The organism is Haloarcula sp. H-hyl2 (assembly GCF_056934385.1).
Genome location: NZ_JBRIIJ010000003.1, coordinates 273,043 through 290,997, shown reverse-complemented (window position 1 = coordinate 290,997; position 17,955 = coordinate 273,043). Strand labels below are relative to the sequence as shown.

The following is a 17,955-nucleotide window of genomic DNA, read 5'->3' as shown; positions in this document are numbered from 1 at the left end:
GACTGTCGACTGCCAGGGTGGAGATGAAACCAGTGGCACCGCCGGCCTCGGACGGCGAGGGGAACTTCCCTCTCCCGCGATAGGCAAGACGTTATAGTAGTGTGTCACGTACCTCCGAAGGGAGTGCTATGAACTTCGACGAATTCACGGGCACGGTCCAGCATCGACTCGAATTACCGGGGACCGGCGAGGCGGTACGTGCGATACGGGCGACGCTCCTGCCCCTGGGCGAACGGATCCCGGCAGGGAACGCCGAGGACCTCGCGGCCTCGCTTCCGCTGGAGGTAAAGTGGTATCTGACCGGTGCCGTCCAGCACCACGGACAGCGGTTCGACTGGCAGGAGTACGTCGACCGTGTCAGCGAGATCGAAACCGTGGACCGATCGGATGCAGCCTACCACTCGCAGGTGATCATCGACCTCGTGAGTACGCTGGTCGCCCCCTCAGACATGCAACAGCTCCGCGATCAGCTACCGGAGAGTGAAGACGACGAGAACTGGGGGAAGCTGTTCGCGGTGGTCGACGCGGGTGGGTGGGGTGACGCCCAGGAAGCACAGACAGGCGGCGGCCCACAAGCCCCACAGTCCACAGAGAACCCCGACAACCCCTGATCTGTAGGCTGGTACGGGGCAGTCGTCCCCGCCGACCTCTCACGGCCTTCGCCTGTCGGTGGCACCGCTCAGACGTGAACGGAAGCCGGTCACGGTCCTTTATGCGTGAGTAGGGCGAAACTATCCAGCAATGGCAGAGCTTGAGGAAGAGCTGGGTCTGTTCGGCGCGACGGTCTACGGTGTCGGACTCATCCTGGGAGCCGGCATCTACGCGATACTCGGGGAGGCAGCCGGGGTCGCAGGGGAATCGGTCGTCCTCTCGTTCCTGCTGGCGTCGGTCATCGCCGCGTTGACGGGACTCAGCTACGCCGAACTAGCGTCGCTGTATCCCAGAGGCGAGGGAGACTACATCTACGTCAGAGCCGCTTTCGGCAGCAAGCGACTTTCTGAACTCACGGCACTTCTCCGGATCACCGTCGGTGTCGTCTCCGCCGCCGCCGTCGCGCTGGCGTTCGCCGGCTATCTCTCCTCGTTGCTGCCGGGGGTGCCGCCGGTAGCTGTCGCCATCGGCCTCGTCGTCGCGATGGCGGCGGTCAACTACTGGGGAATCGATATGTCTGCACGACTGAACGTCGTTTTCACGGCCATCGAAATCCTCGGACTGCTCGTCATCGTCGTCGTGGGTATTCGGCTGTGGGGGACCGTCGATCCGCTCGATGCACCGAGCGGCGGTGTCGGAACGGTACAGGCGGCGTTTCTCGTCTTCTTCGCGTACATCGGGTTCGGCTCGCTCGTGAATATCGCCGAAGAGACGCGAGAGGCGACCACGCGCATTCCCCAAGCGATCCTCCTCTCGATCGGCGTGACCACCGCCATCTACCTCGCGGTCGCGATGTCGGCTGTTGCCGTGGTCGACTGGCAGGTGCTCGGTACGTCGGCGTCGCCGCTGGCACTCGTCGCAGAGCAGGGATGGGGAGCCGTAGCCGGGACGCTCCTGGCAGCCATCGCGCTCTTTTCCACGACGAACACGGTCCTCATCCTCCAGATATCTACCTCTCGGATGCTCTACGGAGTCTCGAAGGCCGAGTACCATTCGTTCCCGACTCTCTTCTCACGCGTCCACCCGGACCGTCGAACCCCCCACTACGCTGTCCTCCTCGTCGGCGTCATCACGGCCGGGTTCGCGCTACTCGGCGACGTCGGCGTAGTGGCAGGGCTGGCGAACCTGCTCATCCTCGTCGTCTTCGTCCTCATCAACGGAGCGCTGTTGGCGCTACGGTATCGAGAGCCGGACCGTGAACGGGACTTCCGCGCACCAGGGAACGTGGGCAGAGTCTCGTTGACCGCCCTCGGTGGCGGCCTGACGAGTCTGGGATTCATCGGCTTCTACCTGGCCAGGCTCCTCGGGTACCTATAGGCTGGACGCCCCCGAGAGCACGGAGCGGCGGCCGCTGTTCGAGCGCCACCAGTACGGACGGCGGCGCCCGCTCCGGTCAGTCGTTATCGCATCTCCTCGAGTGCGACGAAGGATCCATCCGTGGCCGCAACCCACTCACGTTCCAATAGCTGTTCACTCCACGGGACCGGTGATATCGAGCACATACTCCCCTCGTCGGCACGTTCTGACACGGTCGCGACGAACAGTTCGTCGTGTTGCGGCTGAAACGGTTCCCAATCGTCCGGGCCTTGTGAGTTCGATCCCATGTCGATCACCGTCTTGTCGGTCGTAGTCGTCCATGTGAACATTCCACATGAGCCTACAAATACGTGAGGGTCGCTGAGGAGTCGTCAGCCGACTTTCATCGACGCCTTCGGGCACGTCCTGTAGTCGAAAGAACGGAAAACCGGCTTCCTTTCCGACGGTGCTACTGTTCCCTCCCGGTGGCTTCCGAGATGCTGCCTGTACGGAGCGGGCCGACTCCAGCAGTCAATTTCCCAACCGGGGAACTCATCGAACTGGCGGACGGTAGAGCGGCCCGCTTCACCCAGCGATTTTTTGACCCGTCAGGGATCCGTTTATTCCTCCAGCATCCAGCCGAAGCGTTTCTCCCAGAACTCCTCGCCCGGAGGTTTCTTGCTCCTCGCGTAGGTCTTTTGCTCCCGGATCTGGCGTTCGAGCACGTCGCGTGCCTCGTGCAGGGCGTGACTCGCCCCGTATCCCTCTCCGGAGGCGATATACAGCCCCTTGTCCGTATGCAAACGGATCCGTGCGAGGATGAGCGGCGTCCCACGGAGTTTCTCGTCGTGTTTCTGGAGGTGAATTTTCGCGTCCAGAACTGACATTCCGTGGTCCCTGTCCTCGAACTTCTCGACCATCGCCACGATATCCTCGTACTGCAGGTCGTCCAGCAGGTCGGCACCGTAGAGCTGGACAGAGCGGTTACCACCTGCCTCCCAGGTGAGCGAATCCAGAACGTCGGTTTTCGTGATGATTCCGAACGGCTGCCCGTTCCTGGTAACCACGAGCGACGAGCTATCGATAGCGAACATCGCTTCGATCGCCGCTTCGAGCGTCTCGTCCGGATGGATGGTCCGAACTGGTGAGATCATGACATCACGGACGGGGAGGTCCAGAATACGGGTGAGCTCCCCCTCGCGGGCGCCGAATCCTCCGTGTGTCCGACCGGCACTGGCAGAGAGATCGCCACCGAAGGAATCGGTCCCGCTCGCGTTTCCGCCCTGACTCTGACTCTGGGACCGGACGGTCAGGTCTGCGATGTCGTAGAGGCTCAGGATGCCGATCGCCGTGTCGTCCTCGACGACTGGCAGATGGCTGATCCTGTGTTCCCTGAAGATATGGAGTGCCTGGCCGAACGTCGATTCGGGGTCCAGTACCACCAGATCAGGGCTGTAGGCTTCGGCGACGGTCGCAGCGTCGAGAAACGGTTCGACCTTCCGAAGGACGTGATCCACGGTGACGACACCCTGCAGAACGCTCCCTTCGAATACCGGCAGCAATCGCGCGTCGCTATCGATCATGAGCTGGGCGACCTTGCGGATGTCCTCGTCCGGAGCGAGGCGAGGGACGTGCCAGACGAGTGATCCTACCTTCTCGGTTGGCTGGTGATGCGAGGTGGCGAGTTGTCTCCGGGTGACGATACCTTCGAACTCGTCACCGTGTACCACGATTCCCTTTACAGAAGGGTCGTCGAAGGTCCCGACGAGCTTCGAGACGCGGGTATCCGGCGAGAACGTTACGTACTCTTCCGAGACGATGTCGGCGATGTCCATGGCTGTGATTGGGAGTTTGCTTCGGTTGGTCGGCTGTTGATTCGGCTACGGTTGGACAATCGATACGTGTTGGGCCGACTCAGATCGATAGACGACCCTGTCGGTGACGCAAACGTACCGTTTGTGTGTACAACAAACGCGACCACGAGTTGCCACGCCAGAGACGACCGTGTAGATGTGCCATCGCTTCGACCTTCGGGGTGCTCCGTCCTAAATCTTGAGGCGACCGATATCGAAGCCGATATTCCGAGGACCGCAAGAACGTCCGTCGTGCGCTGCCTCTCGGACAGCAGGCGGTCGAACCCAGGACGATGTCGGATTAGACCGCCGTTACTGACCAAAGGCCCAGCGGTGGAGTAAACGGCCCGCGGCGGTGTCCGGCGCACACCCGTATTGGTATGCGGATACTACCGTGATAACAATCGTACGCACGTTACCCACAAATCAGTCATTTATCCAATGTTTTCTCGAACCAAACAGCCAGTGACCGAAGGTCCCCAGAGCACATCAACGACGGCGAGTGTCCCCCACCGTGCCGAGGGGAAGTATTACACCCGTGCCAGGCGATGGTTCGGACGATGGTCGAAACAGAGCGATTTACGGTCGAAAGCACGACCAGCAATGGTACCGGCAACAGGATGCTCATCGGTCTGTCCCATCTCGGAATGGCGGGGGTGACGGCTGTCGACTATCTGGTCCGGCAGCTGGATTCGACACAGATCGGCCATATATCGCCTGCGCAACTCCCGGCGATTGCGCCCTTCGAGGACGGTGTGCCGCGTCACCACAGTCGATTGTACACCCTGGACGAGTTCGAGATGACAGTCCTCATCGACGAACTGTTCATCCCGACGGTGGCTGCGCGGGAATATACTGACGCAGTGCTCGAATGGATCGACGACTGTGAGATACGTGAAGTGATCGTCTTACACGGCGTTCCGTTCCCGCACGGCCCCGACGAACACGACGTGTTCTACGTGGCGACACCAGCCTATCGGGACCAGTATCTCGACGATAGATCGGTCCAGCCACTCAAGGGCGGCTATCTCGACGGTGTCGTCGGGGAACTCGTCACCCGGAGCCTCGACGACGAAGCACCCGAGACCGGTATCTTCGTCACACCGACCCACCCACCTGGCCCCGACATCGATGCCAGCCTCAAACTCCTCGACGCTATCGAGACCATCTGTGGACTCGACGTGGACGAGACCGAACTGCGAGCGCTGGGTGAACAGTTCAAACAACACTATCAGCAGTTAGCAGACCGGATGGCCGCCCTGGCCAACGAGGAGGAGGGGATACGGAGCCACGATTACCCCGAAGACAGGATGTACATGTGACCGTCCATCGACTGCCTTCGTGAATTGGAGGCCGAGATCCGTTGGTGATATCTGTACTGCCCATATTATCAGAAATCCCCATATATTGTTTTGATAGCTCTATCTATACCCAATTCAATCCCTTCCTATTCTATATAAGATGTGATAAATGATTTTTGACCCTATTATCTCCAGCTTGTTTCTATTTTGTGCCAAGATTATACTCACTCTACCAATATCAAAGCCATAATGTCGTATTCGGATCCAGAATCTCACTCGGCCCGGAGAGCGAGCGACTGGACACCGCAGACTGGAAACGACCGCTTTCCGCACTGAGATTCAGAAAGGTAGACGGTCATCGCTGTGCGGCCACCGGCGTAGTCTCGTGAGAACGCCATCATCGGGACGATATCAGACATTCCGCGACCGGTAGTCTGCTGGTGTGGGGAATCGGCGCGGTCTCGACCGCTGTCGCGGCAGTGCCCTACCGCTGCTCGTCGCTCCCGGCGAGACCAGCATCGACCAGCCGCGTGAACCGATCGACCAGCCGATCCGATAGCGACGGCGAGACGACGTCGAGCACCCGGCACGTTTCCTCGGGCCGTGTCAGCGAGACCATCGCCTGTCCGTCGTCGCCGTACTGCTGTTCGACGATGCCGGCCTCACAGAGCGACGAAACCTGCCAGGAGACGGTGCTCCTGGCGATACCCAGTCGCTCGGTGAGTGCGCCCGCAGAGAGCGGTCCGTCGTCCAGAAGGATGACGATCATCTCACGGGCGGTCTCGCGCCGGTACAGGGCGAGCACTCGCCGTTCCCATGGGTCGAATTCATCCTCGTAGTAGTGTGACCGACCCCGGACGTCTTCCACGACCACGTCCCCGGACCGTCGCAGTTTCCGCAGGTGATACTGGGCCTGCCCCGTCGCGATGTCCAGATCCCGCGCCAACTGATTGAAGTGGACACCAGGATTGGCGTGGACGTGATCACGGACCTGTTCTCTGACAGTTGCCATGCTCCGTAGTCGGATTCTACGGACGACCGGTTATTCGCGTTTCGAAAATTCCCGCGTCGTGAGAACTATGCAATACGGCAATTGGCAGTCTGGTGCGGCCGTCGAAGCGGATTCAGTCGCTCCCGAAGCTATTGCCGACAGCGTACACCGCACCCAGTACCAGGACCGCGATGAGGAAGTCGACGGTGTGACCGGTGAGATGATGGACGGTCATCGGAACCCGCCCGAGCACCGTCCCGACACCGACCAACGAACGAACGACCAGCAGTCCGATTGCGACTGTCAGCAGGCCGTACGGAACCGTCCGCCGCCGTCGTGTCGCGGTCAGGGAGAGCACAAAGAGGAGTCCCGTGCCGACCGTCGCCAGCGAGATGACGAACAGCAATAGCGCTGCTTCACCCTGCCCGAGCCACTCGCCGGCAAACTGGAACATCGACTGAAGGGCGTTTCGTCACCCAGGGTAGAATCAATTTCGACAGGTGTGTTATCACACTAGAATTGTGTCCGCCATCCACAACCGTTTTGTAGGCCCTGTCGTCAACAGTATTGTACAGTAAATGCACGGTTCCAAAATACTATCGCACTCTATCCTCCACCATCGGTGGTCGGACGGGTCCAGTACTCCAGTGGGGTGCTGATCGTGGACCCCGCGACAGCCGCCGTCTTCGTGACAGCAGGGCTCGCGAGTCTGTTCATGGCGTGGGTCATCGGCGCCGGTTCGAGTGGGGCCACCCCCTTCGCTCCGGCCGTCGGTGCCAACGCCGTCTCGACGCTCCGTGCCGCGTTCGTCGTCGGGCTCCTTGGATTCCTCGGTGCGGTCGTCCAGGGCGGGAATGTGACCGAAGCGGTCGGCTCCGAACTGGTGGCCGGCGTCGCGCTGACACCGGTGGCAGTGATTCTGGCGCTGATTACGGCTGCGGGTCTGATGGCCATCGGTGTCGCCACCGGGTATCCGATCGCGACGGCGTTCACCGTCACTGGGGCGATCATCGGTGCCGGTCTCTCGCTGGGCGGTCTCCCGGCCTGGGAGAAGTACGTCGAGATTGCAGCGATGTGGACCATCGCACCGGCCGTCAACGCCGGGCTGGCGTACGGCCTGGCGAGCCTCCTCCCCAGAGCGGACGTCCCAGAGCAGCGTGCGGTTCCAGTACTCGCTGCCTTCACTGGGGCCGTCGTCACACTTATCGAGTTCTCGTTCCTCGGGCCTGCCGGCGTGAGCCAGTCTATAGCGGGAGCGGTCGCCGCGACTGCCAATCTTCCGGACCTCGTCTCGGCTGGGCTCGTCGTCTTCGGGGGCGGTCTCCTGGCAGCCGCAGTCGTCTGGGTCTGGCTCGTCCGCGACGAGGAGCGGGGCTTACGGCGGTTCCTCCTCGCGCTCGGGTCGCTGGTGGCGTTCTCTGCGGGGGGCAGTCAGGTCGGGCTCGCCGTGGGCCCGCTGGTCCCGTTGCTGGACACCGTCGACGTCCCGCTGCTGGTCGTCCTGACCGGCGGTGGCCTCGGCATCCTGATCGGCTCCTGGACCGGTGCGCCGCGGATGATCAAGTCCCTCTCACAGGACTACGCCTCGCTCGGACCGCGACGGTCGATCTCCGCGCTGCTCCCGACCTTCCTGCTGGCACAGCTCGCCGTGTTTCTGGGCGTCCCCATCTCGTTCAACCAGGCTATCGTCACGGCGATCATCGGCAGCGGCGCGGCGGTCGGCGGAGACGGCGGCATCAGTACCGCGAAACTGGGTCGAACGGTCGGTGCCTGGACCGGCTCGTTCCTGCTCGCGTTCGGGCTCGGCTACGGCTTCTTCGTGGTCACGTAGCCGGGCGAACGTCCACGGCCGGGGCGCGGGCAGTTATGCAGTAGAACCACACATTTATACTTACCAGAGAAGTACGTAGAGACATAGATGCCAGAATCAATGAGCGAGTACCTCCAGCAGGACATGGAATGTGAGGGGCTGCTGGAGTGTTTCCACGGACTGAAGCAACTCGACCGCGAGATATTCGGACTCATCACGTCGGCGGAGGAGTCGATGACGGTCGAGGAGATCGCCGACACCGTCGACAGGGACCACTCGACCGCGTACCGGTCGGTGCAACGACTCCTGCAGGCGGGGTTCATCCAGAAAGAGCAGGTCAACTACGACCACGGTGGCTACTACCACGTCTACCATCCGACCGACCCCGACCAGATGGCCGAGGACATGCAGCGGATGCTCAACGACTGGTACGCCAAGATGGGCCAACTCATCCAGGAGTTCCGCGAGAAATACGAGCAACCCGAGACCGCCACCGCCGAGCAATAGTGACCGAGTCTCTGGACCAGCTTGACCGGTTCCTCGAAGCGGCGGAGGGTCGCCTCGTCGAGACGACACTGGATCTGCTGGCCGCCGATACACAGAATCCACCCGGGGCGACTGAGTCACTGGCCGACTACACGACAGCGTTCTTCGAGGAGCTCGGTGTGACCACCGAGCGAATAACGGTCGACCCCGCAAAGCCGAACGTGCTGGCGACGATACCGGGCCAGCGCGAGGCGACACTCCTGTATAACGGCCACTTCGATACGGTCCCGTTCGACGAGACGGACTGGGAACACGACCCGCTCGGTGAGCGCGACGGCGAGCGGATCTACGGACGCGGTGCGACCGACATGAAAGGTGCTGTCGCCGCGATGCTCACGACGGCGGCTGCCTACGCCGAGACGGAGACGACACCGCCGCTCACGCTGCAGTTCCTCCTCGTCAGCGACGAAGAAACCGGTGGGCCGGCCGGTATCGAAGCGGTGTTCGATCGGCAGTCCATCGACGCCAACGGCTGTGTGATCGGTGAGACGACCTGCGAGCGAGGGCGTTATTCGGTGACGGTCGCCGACCGCGGCAGTATCTGGCTGAGCCTCTCTGCGACCGGCGAGGGCGCCCATGGATCCCGACCGATCCTCGGGGAGAACGCCATCGATCGGCTGTACGAGGCAATCGAACGGATCAGACGACAGTTCGGAAGCGAACGGCTGGAACTGGACCCCGCGCTCGACCCGATCATCGAGGAGTCCGTCGACTACTACGAACCGGTGATGGGCGCCGCGACGGCCAGCGACCTGTTCACGACGCCGACGGTCAACCTTGGTGTCATCGAGGGCGGCGAGAGCATCAACAGCGTGCCACAGCGAGCGACGGCGAGGGTCGATATCAGGCTGACTGCCAGTGTCGATACCCACAGCGTCCTCTCGCAGATCCGGGATTGCGTGGAAGGTTGTCCGGGCGTCGCTATCGACGATGCGACGTGGTCGCTGGGGACGTTCGAACCCGTCGACGGCCCGCTCGTCTCCGCAGTGGCGGAAACAGCAGAGACAGCCATCGACGAGCACGTCTATCGACGGAGTGCGACCGGTGGTGGCGACGCAAAGATGTTCCGCAACGAGGGCATCTCGACCGTCGAGTTCGGCGTGGGGACCGACACGGCACACGCAGTCGACGAGTACACGACCGTGTCGGCGCTGCGGACGAACGCGCTCGTCTACTCCCGGTTGCCGTACGCGTTCGCTGACCGTGTAGAACTCTGAAGCTCGTTTCCGCTGTACCCCAGTCGATCACCAACGGATTGTGTGGGCCCGGACAGACAGTATTTCTCTATTAGTGCAAAACAGTTAAGCGCCCTTACCCCGTAACACCGATGATGAGCGACAACGAGTCAATCGAGGACATCCGGGCACAGAAGATCGAAGAACTGCAGTCCCAGGAGAGCAACGACGGTGCCGGGCCTGCCGACCCGATCGCGATCGGGTCGAGCGAGGAACTGGCCGACGCCGTCGCGTCCTACGACGTCGTGCTCGCGGACTTCTACGCGGACTGGTGTGGGCCGTGTCAGATGATCGCCCCGATCGTCGAGGAGATTGCCGCCGAGACGGCTGCCGCAGTCGCGAAGGTCGACGTCGACGCGAACCAGCAACTGGCGGCCGAATACGGCGTGCGGGGCGTCCCGACCCTGGTACTGTTCGCCGACGGCGAGGCGGTCGAGAAGATGGTCGGCGTCCAGCAGAAGGACGCGCTCGTTCGGCAGATCGAGCAGTACAGATCCTGAATCGAACGTGAATCCGATCTCGCCGATCCGCGTAGCACTCCCTACAGGTTCGAGTAGGCCTCCTCGACGAGTTCGCCGGTATCGGCAATGATATCCGACATCGTCTCGTCGTCGGGCGCCATCCCGGTCAACCTGGCGATCCGCATGATGCTGACGTGATACACGGTCTGGACGCCGGGTTCGTCCTGCCAGATGACGACGTTACACGGGAACAGGCCGCCGATTCTGTTGTCCGATGCGTCGAGCGCCCTGTCGGCCACGGCCGGGTTGCAAGCTCCCAGGACGTAGTAGGGATCACGGTCGGCGTCGACCTTCTCGTTGAGGAGTTCCGACGGAGAGAACTCCACCGGGAACCCGAAGCCGGCGTCGGCGAACACCTCGCGGACGTGTTCGACGGCTTCCTCGTGGTCCATCTCCAGGGTAGCTCGTTTCTCACCGATGTCTTCCGGGTCGACGGTGTCGGGGTCGATAGGTAACATCTCCGCTAACAACTGTGGGCGTGTGACACAAAACCGCTTCGGTGACTACGGCGGTCGCTCGGCCCGAGGGCTACTCGACTGGCTGGACAGTGAGCTCCGCACCGGAACGGGTTCGAACGTGCCAGGTCTCCCCAACACGGTCACGGACGCCCCAGGCGCCGAAGAACAGCTGACAGTCCAGTTCGACCCCGTTGAGTCGCTGTCCGGTCTCGACGATCTCGTACTCCGTCATTGGCCGGTCGCGTCGGCCCGCCAGCGTTCGAACGGGGCGAACACGTGACTCTCGTCGAACCGCTCGATACACGGGACGTCGTAGGGATGGACCTGTTCGACGTGGTCGACCAGATCCGGATAGTTCGTCTCGGTCGTCTTCGCGAGCAGGATCACCTCCTCGTCGTCGTGGATCTCGTCGTTCCAGCGGTACGTCGACTGACAGTCGACTCGGTTCACACAGGCTGCAAGCCGTTCTGCTACGAGTGAACGAGCTATCGAATCGGCCTCGTCCGGTGGCGCCGTGATGTAGGCCGTGGGCATACGTGGCCGTAGTCCGCGACGGGCCAAAGACCAATCGGTCCACGCAACGTGGATGGGAAATTACTAGTGGGTATCGAGTGAGATGCTACCATGACCGGTTCACGAAGGCGAGACGGGACGGGTTCGGGCGACCACTGCCCGGCTATCGTCGACGGTGTCGCGTACGTCCCGTCCGAGAAACTCTACGCAGTGACGACGTAGCGATTCGTCGAACCCGTCCGCCCGCGATGGACGACTTTATCCGTCGAGTAGCCGACAGCTTCGGGTATGCCATGCCCTCCCCACCCCTCCCGCCGTCGTGCCTTGCAGGCCATCACGACGACAGGGCTCGCGACGCTCGCCGGCTGTCTGGACGGACTTCCCGACGCGGACTCGTGTTCCGACAGCGCACGGCTGTCTCTCGACGAGGCGTCCGCGGGAGGCGTCTCGAACGAGTTCAGTACACCGGTCGATAGTCTCGACCATGCGACCGAAGGCGCTGTCGCGGCAGCAATCCGGAACGACACCGAGAACGCCAGCACACGCGGCTACTATGGCCCGGAGATGCGTACAGAGTACGTCGTTGCCGGCCAAGCAGAAGCGTATTACCGGACCGAGACCACCCACACCGACCGGAGCAACGCGACCGGATACGAGTACACAGTCGACATCGGAATCGATGACTCCGCGGTCCCGGCGGACGCGACAGTCCACTCCTTCGAGGAGTTGCCGCCCCACGACCGCGAATCGCTTCGGGCCGCCATCGGGAACCAGCATCTCCTCGGCGCACCACACTACGATTCGTTCAGTGTCACGTTCGCCTACGAAGACGCGGACAGCCAGGCCCGTTCCGTGTTCGTTCCGAACCGGGAGAAATTCTTCCTGAACTGGGACGACAGACGACTACGACTGACGTCCACCGAGCGACGGTCCGTCGAGATAGCCACGACCACGGTCACGGTGACCCGGGTCGCCGACTCGCTGACCGACTTCCGGGACTACTACGGACGCGAGCACGGCGTCGTTCTCGATTCGCTCACGGACCGCGAGCGGGAGATCATTACGCAGGCGATCGAGGACGGCTACAGCGAGTGTGCTCCCTACTCGGAGGCATTCGGTGAACTCCAAAACCGGATATCGACTGCGGACGGCAGCCTGGGGAGACTCGTGCAGTACGACGGCCAGTGGTACTTCTCGCACCTCGCCCGGTAGCGGTCGAGTCCACCCGCGAAGGGGTTCAGTTACGTGGACGGCGCCGTGAGCGGCTCCGCCGCCGCCCAGATGTCGTCGAACAGGGTGACCAGCCGGTCGGCGAGCGACCCGTCTCGCAGGTCGATCACGCCGAATCGCTCGGTCTGTGACGTGGGATGGGGTACGTGGAAACACACGCGCCGCTCGTCGACGACGTCGAAGGTGATCGAGAGCGCCCTCGTCACACGAACCTCGACGGTGTCTCCCGCGTCCGCGTAGGTCGCCCGAACCGAGTCCGGCACGCCGTCGAGGACACCGGGCGTAACGAGGATGCGAGCCGTCGGTGTGCCGGCGACGCCGTCCAGCGAGGCGTCGATCTCTGCGGCATACCGCACCCACTCGACACCTTCGTACGGGACGCTCATAGCGGACCGTATCGTCCCGTCGGCCGCGTCGTACAGTGCGGTCGCCAGCGAGACCGCCGTCTCGCTCCCAAGCGGTGCCGTCCAGAACTGGCTGTCGGCGGGCACACTCCCGGCGAGTTCGGTAGACACCTCCCCGGCGAGACGCTCGTATCGCTCCGCCCGGGATTCGAGTTCGCGTTCCCGCTCGGTAAGCAAGCGAGCGACTGCCGTCTCGGGGTTGACCGCGACGTAGGTCGTCGGCTCCGTCTCGCGGGTTCGGACGAGCTCTCTGGCTTCCAGCCCGTTGAGCACGTCGTAGATCCTGCCATCGGGGACGCCGCTCGCGTCGGCAATCTCGCTGGCGGTACCCGCACCGAGCCCCAGGAGCGACCGATAGACCTTCTCCTCGTAGCCCGAGAGACCCAGTTCCCCGAGTTTGGACATGAAGTGGGGTGGTGTGAACCGATGCAAAAATCCTGCTATCCACGCCGAGAAATCTGTCAGAAAACAGATGGTAAGTGGCACGCCGTTCGGCAAGGCACTTTCGTGCGGTGCCAGTTCGATCAGCCGATGCGCTCGTATCTCCTCCTGGCACTGGCAATCGGCACAGAAGTGACCGGCACGACCGCCCTCAAACTCAGTGACGGCTTCACCGAACTCGCCCCGAGCGTCGTCGTCCTCGGTGGGTACCTGTCCTCGTTCTATCTGCTTGGCCTCGTTCTGGAGGAACTCCCGGTCAGTATCGTCTACGCGACGTGGGCAGCGCTGGGCATCGTTCTGACGGCGCTGGTCGGTGTGACGGTGTTCGACGAACCCCTCGACATCGCCGGCATCGTCGGTATCGGGCTGATCGTCGCCGGGGTCGCCGTGCTGAATATCGTCTCCGGCGCGTACTCGCCGAGTCACTGATAGCAGACTCCTCGTACAAATCTGACTCTTCGTCGACGGTGAAACCGAGACATGAATACTCCATTGGTCGTCACGGCCTTTCGATGACACATTCGTGTGGGGAAATATCATGGCACACGAGGGCGAAGGGTCACTCTGTCCCGTGCCGTGAGTAGTGATATGCCACACCCCAACAGAACGAGAGGACCGTCGCGATACCCAGTATCCCGACTAGAAACTCCGATACTTGCAGTCCAGTGAGTGCTGCGATACGGTGCCCGACGAACGAGGTTGCCTCTCGGATGGTGACGGAATGGGTAGTGAGATAGGCGCTCAGGAGGGAACCGATGATGATACTCAGAAAGGAGGCGAAGGCGTGGGAGGCGCCCGATTTTGCAGGCATATTGATACTACCCGTTTCGAGTGATAAAAACATTCAGTCTCTGTCAAAAGCTAAAATTCTTTGAGCCCGTCCAGAGATAGTATCCCACAGTAGTCCCTGCGAGGGGTTATTTCAGCAGAGAATGACAATAGCACGCAAATTATCCCTCAGCAGTACATTTATTGGCACACATTCGCAGGTTTCAGAGTACAGATGAAAGTATCTGGGACGGTTTTCACCGATCGGGGTGAGTTAGACCAAGATTCTGCTGTCGGTGTAGCGGTCGGGACGGCGATCGCAGACGACCTCAGAGACCATCTCTTTGCTGTTCGTCGCCTCTACACGATCGGTAGCAGTATCGCAGCAGTGGGACTGGCACTGGGCGGAGTGCTGTTCGTGGCTGGTGTGGGGACTGTAGCTCTCGGGGTAGCCTTGTCGGGGATCGTCGTCGGAGGCGCCGTCGTTGGATACGGCACCCAGCGGGAACCGGATGTCTCGGTAGAGTCTGTCGACCGCCGGTACTGGACGGGATACATGTTCCCAGCAGCGGACGGGACGGTAATCTACGACAGCAAGGGGACAGTGGCCGATTCGACGTTCGAACTGCGGACCATCCGGGACAGACGTCCCCTCGAGACTACCGAAAAAAATCTGACTATCTCCGACCAGCTACCGATGGTGATGTCCCAAGACGATAGCGTCGAAGCGGCAGTTCGGTCCGAACTCGACGGACTCGCCGAGACCATCGAAAACGCCGACGAGACCGAGGTCACTGCACCGCTCGTCGAACAGCAAAACCCCCTCGCAGAGGGACTCGATCGACTCGAACCGTACGTACAACCGGACACGAGTGAGGGGACCGTCGACAGTGTGAGTGCTGCCGAGGTAGAGCAGTTACGGACACTCGAACAGGCCGTCGTAAAGGACGATATCGAAGGAGTGCTGGACGAGGTGAAGACGACATCCGAAGAGGCTGTCGAGACACTCACCACAGCACAGTCCAACGCCGTCGATCTCCTGGACGAGCACATCCGTGTCGCCAGTAACACGCTCTCGCTCCCGACGTACACGTTCTACTGCCCCACCTGTGCGGAGGAGGACATCGAATCGAAACTCGATATTCGACACGAGACGCCGCTGACGTGGGCCTGTTCGACGTGTCGAAACGAGTTCGAGGAGACGGCAGTTATCGCCGAGCATCGTATTCGTGACGATCTGGTGGAAGATATCTGTGACGCGCTCTGGATAGAGAAGGACGATCAACGTCGCAAGATCTACGAGAACATCGAGGACCAGAAAGCAGACCTGAAAGAACGGGAGTTCGAACAGCGCCGCGAGGAGATCCGGACTGCGTGGAACAGGGTCAAGGACATCCGATCGAAGATCCGTGATCTCCAGACACAGGCGAAAGCAGGAGAGGGGTCGATCGACGCGATTTCGGAGAAGATGGTCGAGTACGAGCATCTCGGTCGATCTCGTCGGAACCAGTTCCTCGACGATGTCGAGTCCGAACGGGCTCAGATACGCGAGCGAACCGAGGAGATAATCGAACAGACCAGGAATTTGAACCAACAGAAGTTGGAGGAGGCCGAGGCGGAGGTCCAGAAGGCGGCCGAACTGCGGCGAATAGAGGAGGAACGTCGACACCAGGACCAGATCGCAGCCGAGATGATGAACGCGAAGGCGACCGCGATGGTCGCGGAACAGATCCACGAACAGACTGAGATGAAAAAGCGGATGCAGGAGCGATAGGATGGCCGACGAAAACGCCTACGACCGCAAGATAGCGAGTCGATTGGGAACGCTCATCGAGGAAGCGAGATCGATCACCGGTCGGATCGACGAGGTGATCGAGACACTCAAACAGGGGTTCAAAAGCGTCCAGGAAGCGATAGACAAGAACACCCAGGCACAGGCGGAGTTGAAACTGATGGAGCATATGGCCGATGTGGCGAGTATCAAACCACAGATCGAGGCCGAACACGAACAGATCGACCAAGAGCGCGCCGAGCTAGACGAGCAACTCGACAGGATCAGGGAGCGATTCGAGACGAAACACGACGAACTCGACGAGCGCGCGGAGGAGCGTATCCGCGACCTCGGCGAACACATCTTCGAGATCGACGAACGCGAGTTCGAGGACAACATCGAACGCCCGTTCGCCGAGCAGATATCCCAGACGTGGAGTGATCTCAGGGGACACACGGAGCGGACGGCCGAGACCAGACGTTCACGTGTCGAGTCGGCCCTCGATGCGGCGACGACAGCCATCGACAAGTTCGTCGCGGATAGGCACGACCTTTTAGAGTCCATCGAAGCACATCGAACCGACGTGTTGACCGACGTCGAGCGTGCCCAACCGCTCCACGTACCGTTCTACGTCGTCGGTGTCGAACGTGACGGTGTCTACGAGGAGACGGTCGTCGCACCGTCGGTGGTCGAACAGACCGACGAGCCGTGGTTCAGTGCGACCCTGGAGCCTATCGAGGGGTTCGAGAGTACCACCCAGTCGGTCGCTCAGACACCGACCGACGGTGAGACCAGACGACGACAGGTCAACACGGACCAGGTCGAGGAGGCTATCGACCAGTTCGGCGACGGGGCGTTGTTCGGGACCGTCACGTATGCTGACGCGTTCGACGCCGCCGTAGACGGTCCACTGACGGTCAGAGAAGAGGAGGCGTGACGATGGCAACTATCGAACAGGAGAGAGCGATCATCGACAGCGGTGAGACGTATCGAGGGCAAGTACTCCCGACCGATCGGGCCGAAATCGCCCGACCGGTCCGGGTCGGTGCCGGAGCGGTCGTGACCGGGGGAATCTACGGCGAGCGTGTGACCCTCCACCCCGAGTCACTGATCGGCGCCTCGGTGATGGCGAGTCAGGAAGTCAAGATGCGGGACTGTGAGATAGACGGCGACGTCGGGACGCCCGGCAGTGTAAAGGGGAAGGATGCGCACGTGCACGGAACCGTCACCGGCGAATTCGTGGAATTGTCGGGGTGTATCGTGCGCGGGAACGTGGTCGGAAGCGAGGTTCGACTCTCGGACTGCACGGTCCTGGGAATCGTCAGTGGAACGCGAAAGGTGGCCCTCGATTCGACGACGTGTCACACATTCAAATCGCAGACAGAAGCCGTGTTACGTGACGTCTCGATCGTGTTGCCACAGGCCATCGCGAACGAGAGCGTCCAGTTGAAGAGTCCGGTCGAGGTTCGTGGTTTCGGTGCCGGCCAGGGGTTCGAAACCGGCACCGAGGGCCCCGTCGAACTGACCCGTGCAGACCTCGTCACGGACGAGGGAACCCAGTATCTCACGCTCGCACCACGCTTGCTGGACATCGAGGCCGTCGAAGAACGGTTGGAGACACTCCAGTCCGAACTCAAACAGGTGGTTATCGAGGGGAGTGGAACCGGCGACACTGGATTCGAAGCGTTGGAGATTCAAGATATCCCCGCCGCGAAGACAGTCGACGAGTCGGCGGTGGCGGCGGACCCGGATCCCCAAGCCCAGGGCAAGAGCGATGGCGTCCCAGAGAACCCCGAAACCGACAAGAGCGACAGTGGGGACACCGCCGGGGAGTCCCACAGTCCAGACGAAAGTACCGGGACAGAGACCCAGGAGCCAGACAGGATACGTACCGAACAGGACGACAAATCCGAATACGACGGTACCCAGGAGCATGACCCATCCGACCCGATACTGGATGCGCTGGCCGATTCGGACGACGAGGAGACGGCCTCCGACAGCACGGAGCGGGATATCTTCGATGCTCTCAGTGATGAGACTGCAGAGAGCGACGAGGACCCGTAGACCGGTATTCTGTTGTTTCGGCGGATGAAGACTGGACAAAAACCCCTGACCGGAGCTAGTATCCCAGTATCATATCCTGGAACCGACGCTAGGTATTTTAGC

At 61.5% G+C, this 17,955-nt stretch carries 20 protein-coding genes; 12 read left to right on the top strand and 8 right to left on the bottom strand.

Annotated features, from left to right (window positions below; translation table 11 throughout):
* The first annotated feature begins 128 nt into the window (after positions 1 to 128).
* Positions 129 to 611 carry a DUF2267 domain-containing protein gene (locus tag Hhyl2_RS18670; protein ID WP_483552307.1) on the top strand — a complete coding sequence of 161 codons (483 nt, stop codon included), beginning with the start codon at positions 129 to 131 and terminating at the stop codon, positions 609 to 611.
* A 130-nt stretch (positions 612 to 741) separates the two neighbouring features.
* The gene (locus Hhyl2_RS18665; RefSeq protein WP_483552306.1) at positions 742 to 1,968 is read left to right on the top strand and encodes an APC family permease; all 1,227 of its coding nucleotides are present in this window, start codon (positions 742 to 744) and stop codon (positions 1,966 to 1,968) included.
* Positions 1,969 to 2,567: 599 nt separating this feature from the next.
* Here the strand turns inward: Hhyl2_RS18665 and Hhyl2_RS18660 are convergent.
* Complete coding sequence (locus Hhyl2_RS18660; protein ID WP_483552305.1) at positions 2,568 to 3,782, bottom strand: CBS domain-containing protein; 1,215 nt, start codon at positions 3,780 to 3,782, stop codon at positions 2,568 to 2,570.
* A 578-nt stretch (positions 3,783 to 4,360) separates the two neighbouring features.
* On the opposite strand from Hhyl2_RS18660, the gene Hhyl2_RS18655 reads away from it, so the two are divergent.
* Positions 4,361 to 5,122, top strand: coding sequence for a proteasome assembly chaperone family protein (locus tag Hhyl2_RS18655; RefSeq protein WP_483552304.1), 762 nt, complete (start codon positions 4,361 to 4,363; stop codon positions 5,120 to 5,122).
* 463 nt (positions 5,123 to 5,585) lie between these two features.
* On the opposite strand, the gene Hhyl2_RS18650 is transcribed toward Hhyl2_RS18655, so the two are convergent.
* Together Hhyl2_RS18650 and Hhyl2_RS18645 are read right to left on the bottom strand one after the other, a co-directional pair.
* On the bottom strand, positions 5,586 to 6,113 hold the full coding sequence (locus Hhyl2_RS18650; RefSeq protein WP_483552303.1) for a winged helix-turn-helix transcriptional regulator: 528 nt from the start codon (positions 6,111 to 6,113) through the stop codon (positions 5,586 to 5,588).
* 112 nt (positions 6,114 to 6,225) lie between these two features.
* Positions 6,226 to 6,546, bottom strand: a complete 321-nt coding sequence (locus Hhyl2_RS18645) for a DUF7471 family protein (RefSeq protein ID WP_483552302.1) — start codon at positions 6,544 to 6,546, stop codon at positions 6,226 to 6,228.
* Between the two features lie 207 nt (positions 6,547 to 6,753).
* Here Hhyl2_RS18645 and Hhyl2_RS18640 point away from each other — a divergent pair, with 207 nt between their 5' ends.
* The 4 genes from Hhyl2_RS18640 (at position 6,754) to trxA (ending at position 10,183) form a co-directional block, all read left to right on the top strand.
* Positions 6,754 to 7,923 (top strand): anion permease, encoded by a 1,170-nt coding sequence (locus Hhyl2_RS18640; protein ID WP_483552301.1) that lies wholly within the window; start codon positions 6,754 to 6,756, stop codon positions 7,921 to 7,923.
* Positions 7,924 to 8,010: 87 nt separating this feature from the next.
* Positions 8,011 to 8,409: a helix-turn-helix domain-containing protein gene (locus tag Hhyl2_RS18635; protein WP_483552300.1), complete on the top strand. Its 399-nt coding sequence runs from the start codon at positions 8,011 to 8,013 to the stop codon at positions 8,407 to 8,409.
* Positions 8,406 to 9,665 (top strand): M20 family metallopeptidase, encoded by a 1,260-nt coding sequence (locus tag Hhyl2_RS18630; protein WP_483552428.1) that lies wholly within the window; start codon positions 8,406 to 8,408, stop codon positions 9,663 to 9,665. The genes Hhyl2_RS18635 and Hhyl2_RS18630 overlap by 4 nt, the downstream gene beginning before the upstream one ends.
* A gap of 113 nt (positions 9,666 to 9,778) precedes the next feature.
* Positions 9,779 to 10,183, top strand: a complete 405-nt coding sequence (gene trxA / locus Hhyl2_RS18625) for a thioredoxin (RefSeq protein WP_483552299.1) — start codon at positions 9,779 to 9,781, stop codon at positions 10,181 to 10,183.
* 41 nt (positions 10,184 to 10,224) lie between these two features.
* On the opposite strand, the gene Hhyl2_RS18620 is transcribed toward trxA, so the two are convergent.
* From Hhyl2_RS18620 to cutA, 3 genes are all read right to left on the bottom strand, one after another.
* Complete coding sequence (locus Hhyl2_RS18620; RefSeq protein ID WP_483552298.1) at positions 10,225 to 10,662, bottom strand: DUF302 domain-containing protein; 438 nt, start codon at positions 10,660 to 10,662, stop codon at positions 10,225 to 10,227.
* A gap of 70 nt (positions 10,663 to 10,732) precedes the next feature.
* Positions 10,733 to 10,894, bottom strand: a complete 162-nt coding sequence (locus tag Hhyl2_RS18615) for a hypothetical protein (protein ID WP_483552297.1) — start codon at positions 10,892 to 10,894, stop codon at positions 10,733 to 10,735.
* Complete coding sequence (gene cutA / locus Hhyl2_RS18610) at positions 10,891 to 11,196, bottom strand: divalent-cation tolerance protein CutA (RefSeq protein ID WP_483552296.1); 306 nt, start codon at positions 11,194 to 11,196, stop codon at positions 10,891 to 10,893. The genes Hhyl2_RS18615 and cutA overlap by 4 nt, the downstream gene beginning before the upstream one ends.
* A 267-nt stretch (positions 11,197 to 11,463) precedes the next feature.
* Here cutA and Hhyl2_RS18605 point away from each other — a divergent pair, with 267 nt between their 5' ends.
* On the top strand, positions 11,464 to 12,387 hold the full coding sequence (locus Hhyl2_RS18605; RefSeq protein ID WP_483552295.1) for a hypothetical protein: 924 nt from the start codon (positions 11,464 to 11,466) through the stop codon (positions 12,385 to 12,387).
* 29 nt (positions 12,388 to 12,416) lie between these two features.
* Here the strand turns inward: Hhyl2_RS18605 and Hhyl2_RS18600 are convergent, their stop codons facing one another.
* Complete coding sequence (locus Hhyl2_RS18600) at positions 12,417 to 13,214, bottom strand: TrmB family transcriptional regulator (RefSeq protein WP_483552294.1); 798 nt, start codon at positions 13,212 to 13,214, stop codon at positions 12,417 to 12,419.
* A gap of 126 nt (positions 13,215 to 13,340) precedes the next feature.
* Here Hhyl2_RS18600 and Hhyl2_RS18595 point away from each other — a divergent pair, with 126 nt between their 5' ends.
* Entirely contained in the window at positions 13,341 to 13,679 is a 339-nt protein-coding gene (locus tag Hhyl2_RS18595) for a DMT family transporter (RefSeq protein WP_483552293.1), read from the top strand.
* A 130-nt stretch (positions 13,680 to 13,809) separates the two neighbouring features.
* Here the strand turns inward: Hhyl2_RS18595 and Hhyl2_RS18590 are convergent, their stop codons facing one another.
* Positions 13,810 to 14,061 carry a hypothetical protein gene (locus Hhyl2_RS18590; protein WP_483552292.1) on the bottom strand — a complete coding sequence of 84 codons (252 nt, stop codon included), beginning with the start codon at positions 14,059 to 14,061 and terminating at the stop codon, positions 13,810 to 13,812.
* 192 nt (positions 14,062 to 14,253) lie between these two features.
* Between Hhyl2_RS18590 and Hhyl2_RS18585 the strand changes: the two genes are divergently transcribed.
* The 3 genes from Hhyl2_RS18585 to Hhyl2_RS18575 are packed head-to-tail and all read left to right on the top strand — an operon-like array spanning position 14,254 to position 17,853.
* Positions 14,254 to 15,792, top strand: a complete 1,539-nt coding sequence (locus Hhyl2_RS18585; RefSeq protein ID WP_483552291.1) for a hypothetical protein — start codon at positions 14,254 to 14,256, stop codon at positions 15,790 to 15,792.
* A gap of 1 nt (position 15,793) precedes the next feature.
* Positions 15,794 to 16,726 carry a hypothetical protein gene (locus Hhyl2_RS18580; RefSeq protein ID WP_483552290.1) on the top strand — a complete coding sequence of 311 codons (933 nt, stop codon included), beginning with the start codon at positions 15,794 to 15,796 and terminating at the stop codon, positions 16,724 to 16,726.
* 2 nt (positions 16,727 to 16,728) lie between these two features.
* Positions 16,729 to 17,853: a hypothetical protein gene (locus tag Hhyl2_RS18575; RefSeq protein ID WP_483552289.1), complete on the top strand. Its 1,125-nt coding sequence runs from the start codon at positions 16,729 to 16,731 to the stop codon at positions 17,851 to 17,853.
* Positions 17,854 to 17,955: the final 102 nt, after the last annotated feature.

Coding starts and splice junctions, on each gene's coding strand:
- Hhyl2_RS18670 (WP_483552307.1), top strand. CDS start 129: ATGAACTTCGACGAATTCACGGGCACGGTCCAGCATCGACTCGAATTA.
- Hhyl2_RS18665 (WP_483552306.1), top strand. CDS start 742: ATGGCAGAGCTTGAGGAAGAGCTGGGTCTGTTCGGCGCGACGGTCTAC.
- Hhyl2_RS18660 (WP_483552305.1), bottom strand. CDS start 3,782: ATGGACATCGCCGACATCGTCTCGGAAGAGTACGTAACGTTCTCGCCG.
- Hhyl2_RS18655 (WP_483552304.1), top strand. CDS start 4,361: ATGGTCGAAACAGAGCGATTTACGGTCGAAAGCACGACCAGCAATGGT.
- Hhyl2_RS18650 (WP_483552303.1), bottom strand. CDS start 6,113: ATGGCAACTGTCAGAGAACAGGTCCGTGATCACGTCCACGCCAATCCT.
- Hhyl2_RS18645 (WP_483552302.1), bottom strand. CDS start 6,546: ATGTTCCAGTTTGCCGGCGAGTGGCTCGGGCAGGGTGAAGCAGCGCTA.
- Hhyl2_RS18635 (WP_483552300.1), top strand. CDS start 8,011: ATGCCAGAATCAATGAGCGAGTACCTCCAGCAGGACATGGAATGTGAG.
- trxA (WP_483552299.1), top strand. CDS start 9,779: ATGAGCGACAACGAGTCAATCGAGGACATCCGGGCACAGAAGATCGAA.
- Hhyl2_RS18620 (WP_483552298.1), bottom strand. CDS start 10,662: ATGTTACCTATCGACCCCGACACCGTCGACCCGGAAGACATCGGTGAG.
- Hhyl2_RS18615 (WP_483552297.1), bottom strand. CDS start 10,894: ATGACGGAGTACGAGATCGTCGAGACCGGACAGCGACTCAACGGGGTC.
- cutA (WP_483552296.1), bottom strand. CDS start 11,196: ATGCCCACGGCCTACATCACGGCGCCACCGGACGAGGCCGATTCGATA.
- Hhyl2_RS18605 (WP_483552295.1), top strand. CDS start 11,464: ATGCCATGCCCTCCCCACCCCTCCCGCCGTCGTGCCTTGCAGGCCATC.
- Hhyl2_RS18600 (WP_483552294.1), bottom strand. CDS start 13,214: ATGTCCAAACTCGGGGAACTGGGTCTCTCGGGCTACGAGGAGAAGGTC.
- Hhyl2_RS18595 (WP_483552293.1), top strand. CDS start 13,341: ATGCGCTCGTATCTCCTCCTGGCACTGGCAATCGGCACAGAAGTGACC.
- Hhyl2_RS18590 (WP_483552292.1), bottom strand. CDS start 14,061: ATGCCTGCAAAATCGGGCGCCTCCCACGCCTTCGCCTCCTTTCTGAGT.
- Hhyl2_RS18585 (WP_483552291.1), top strand. CDS start 14,254: ATGAAAGTATCTGGGACGGTTTTCACCGATCGGGGTGAGTTAGACCAA.
- Hhyl2_RS18580 (WP_483552290.1), top strand. CDS start 15,794: ATGGCCGACGAAAACGCCTACGACCGCAAGATAGCGAGTCGATTGGGA.
- Hhyl2_RS18575 (WP_483552289.1), top strand. CDS start 16,729: ATGGCAACTATCGAACAGGAGAGAGCGATCATCGACAGCGGTGAGACG.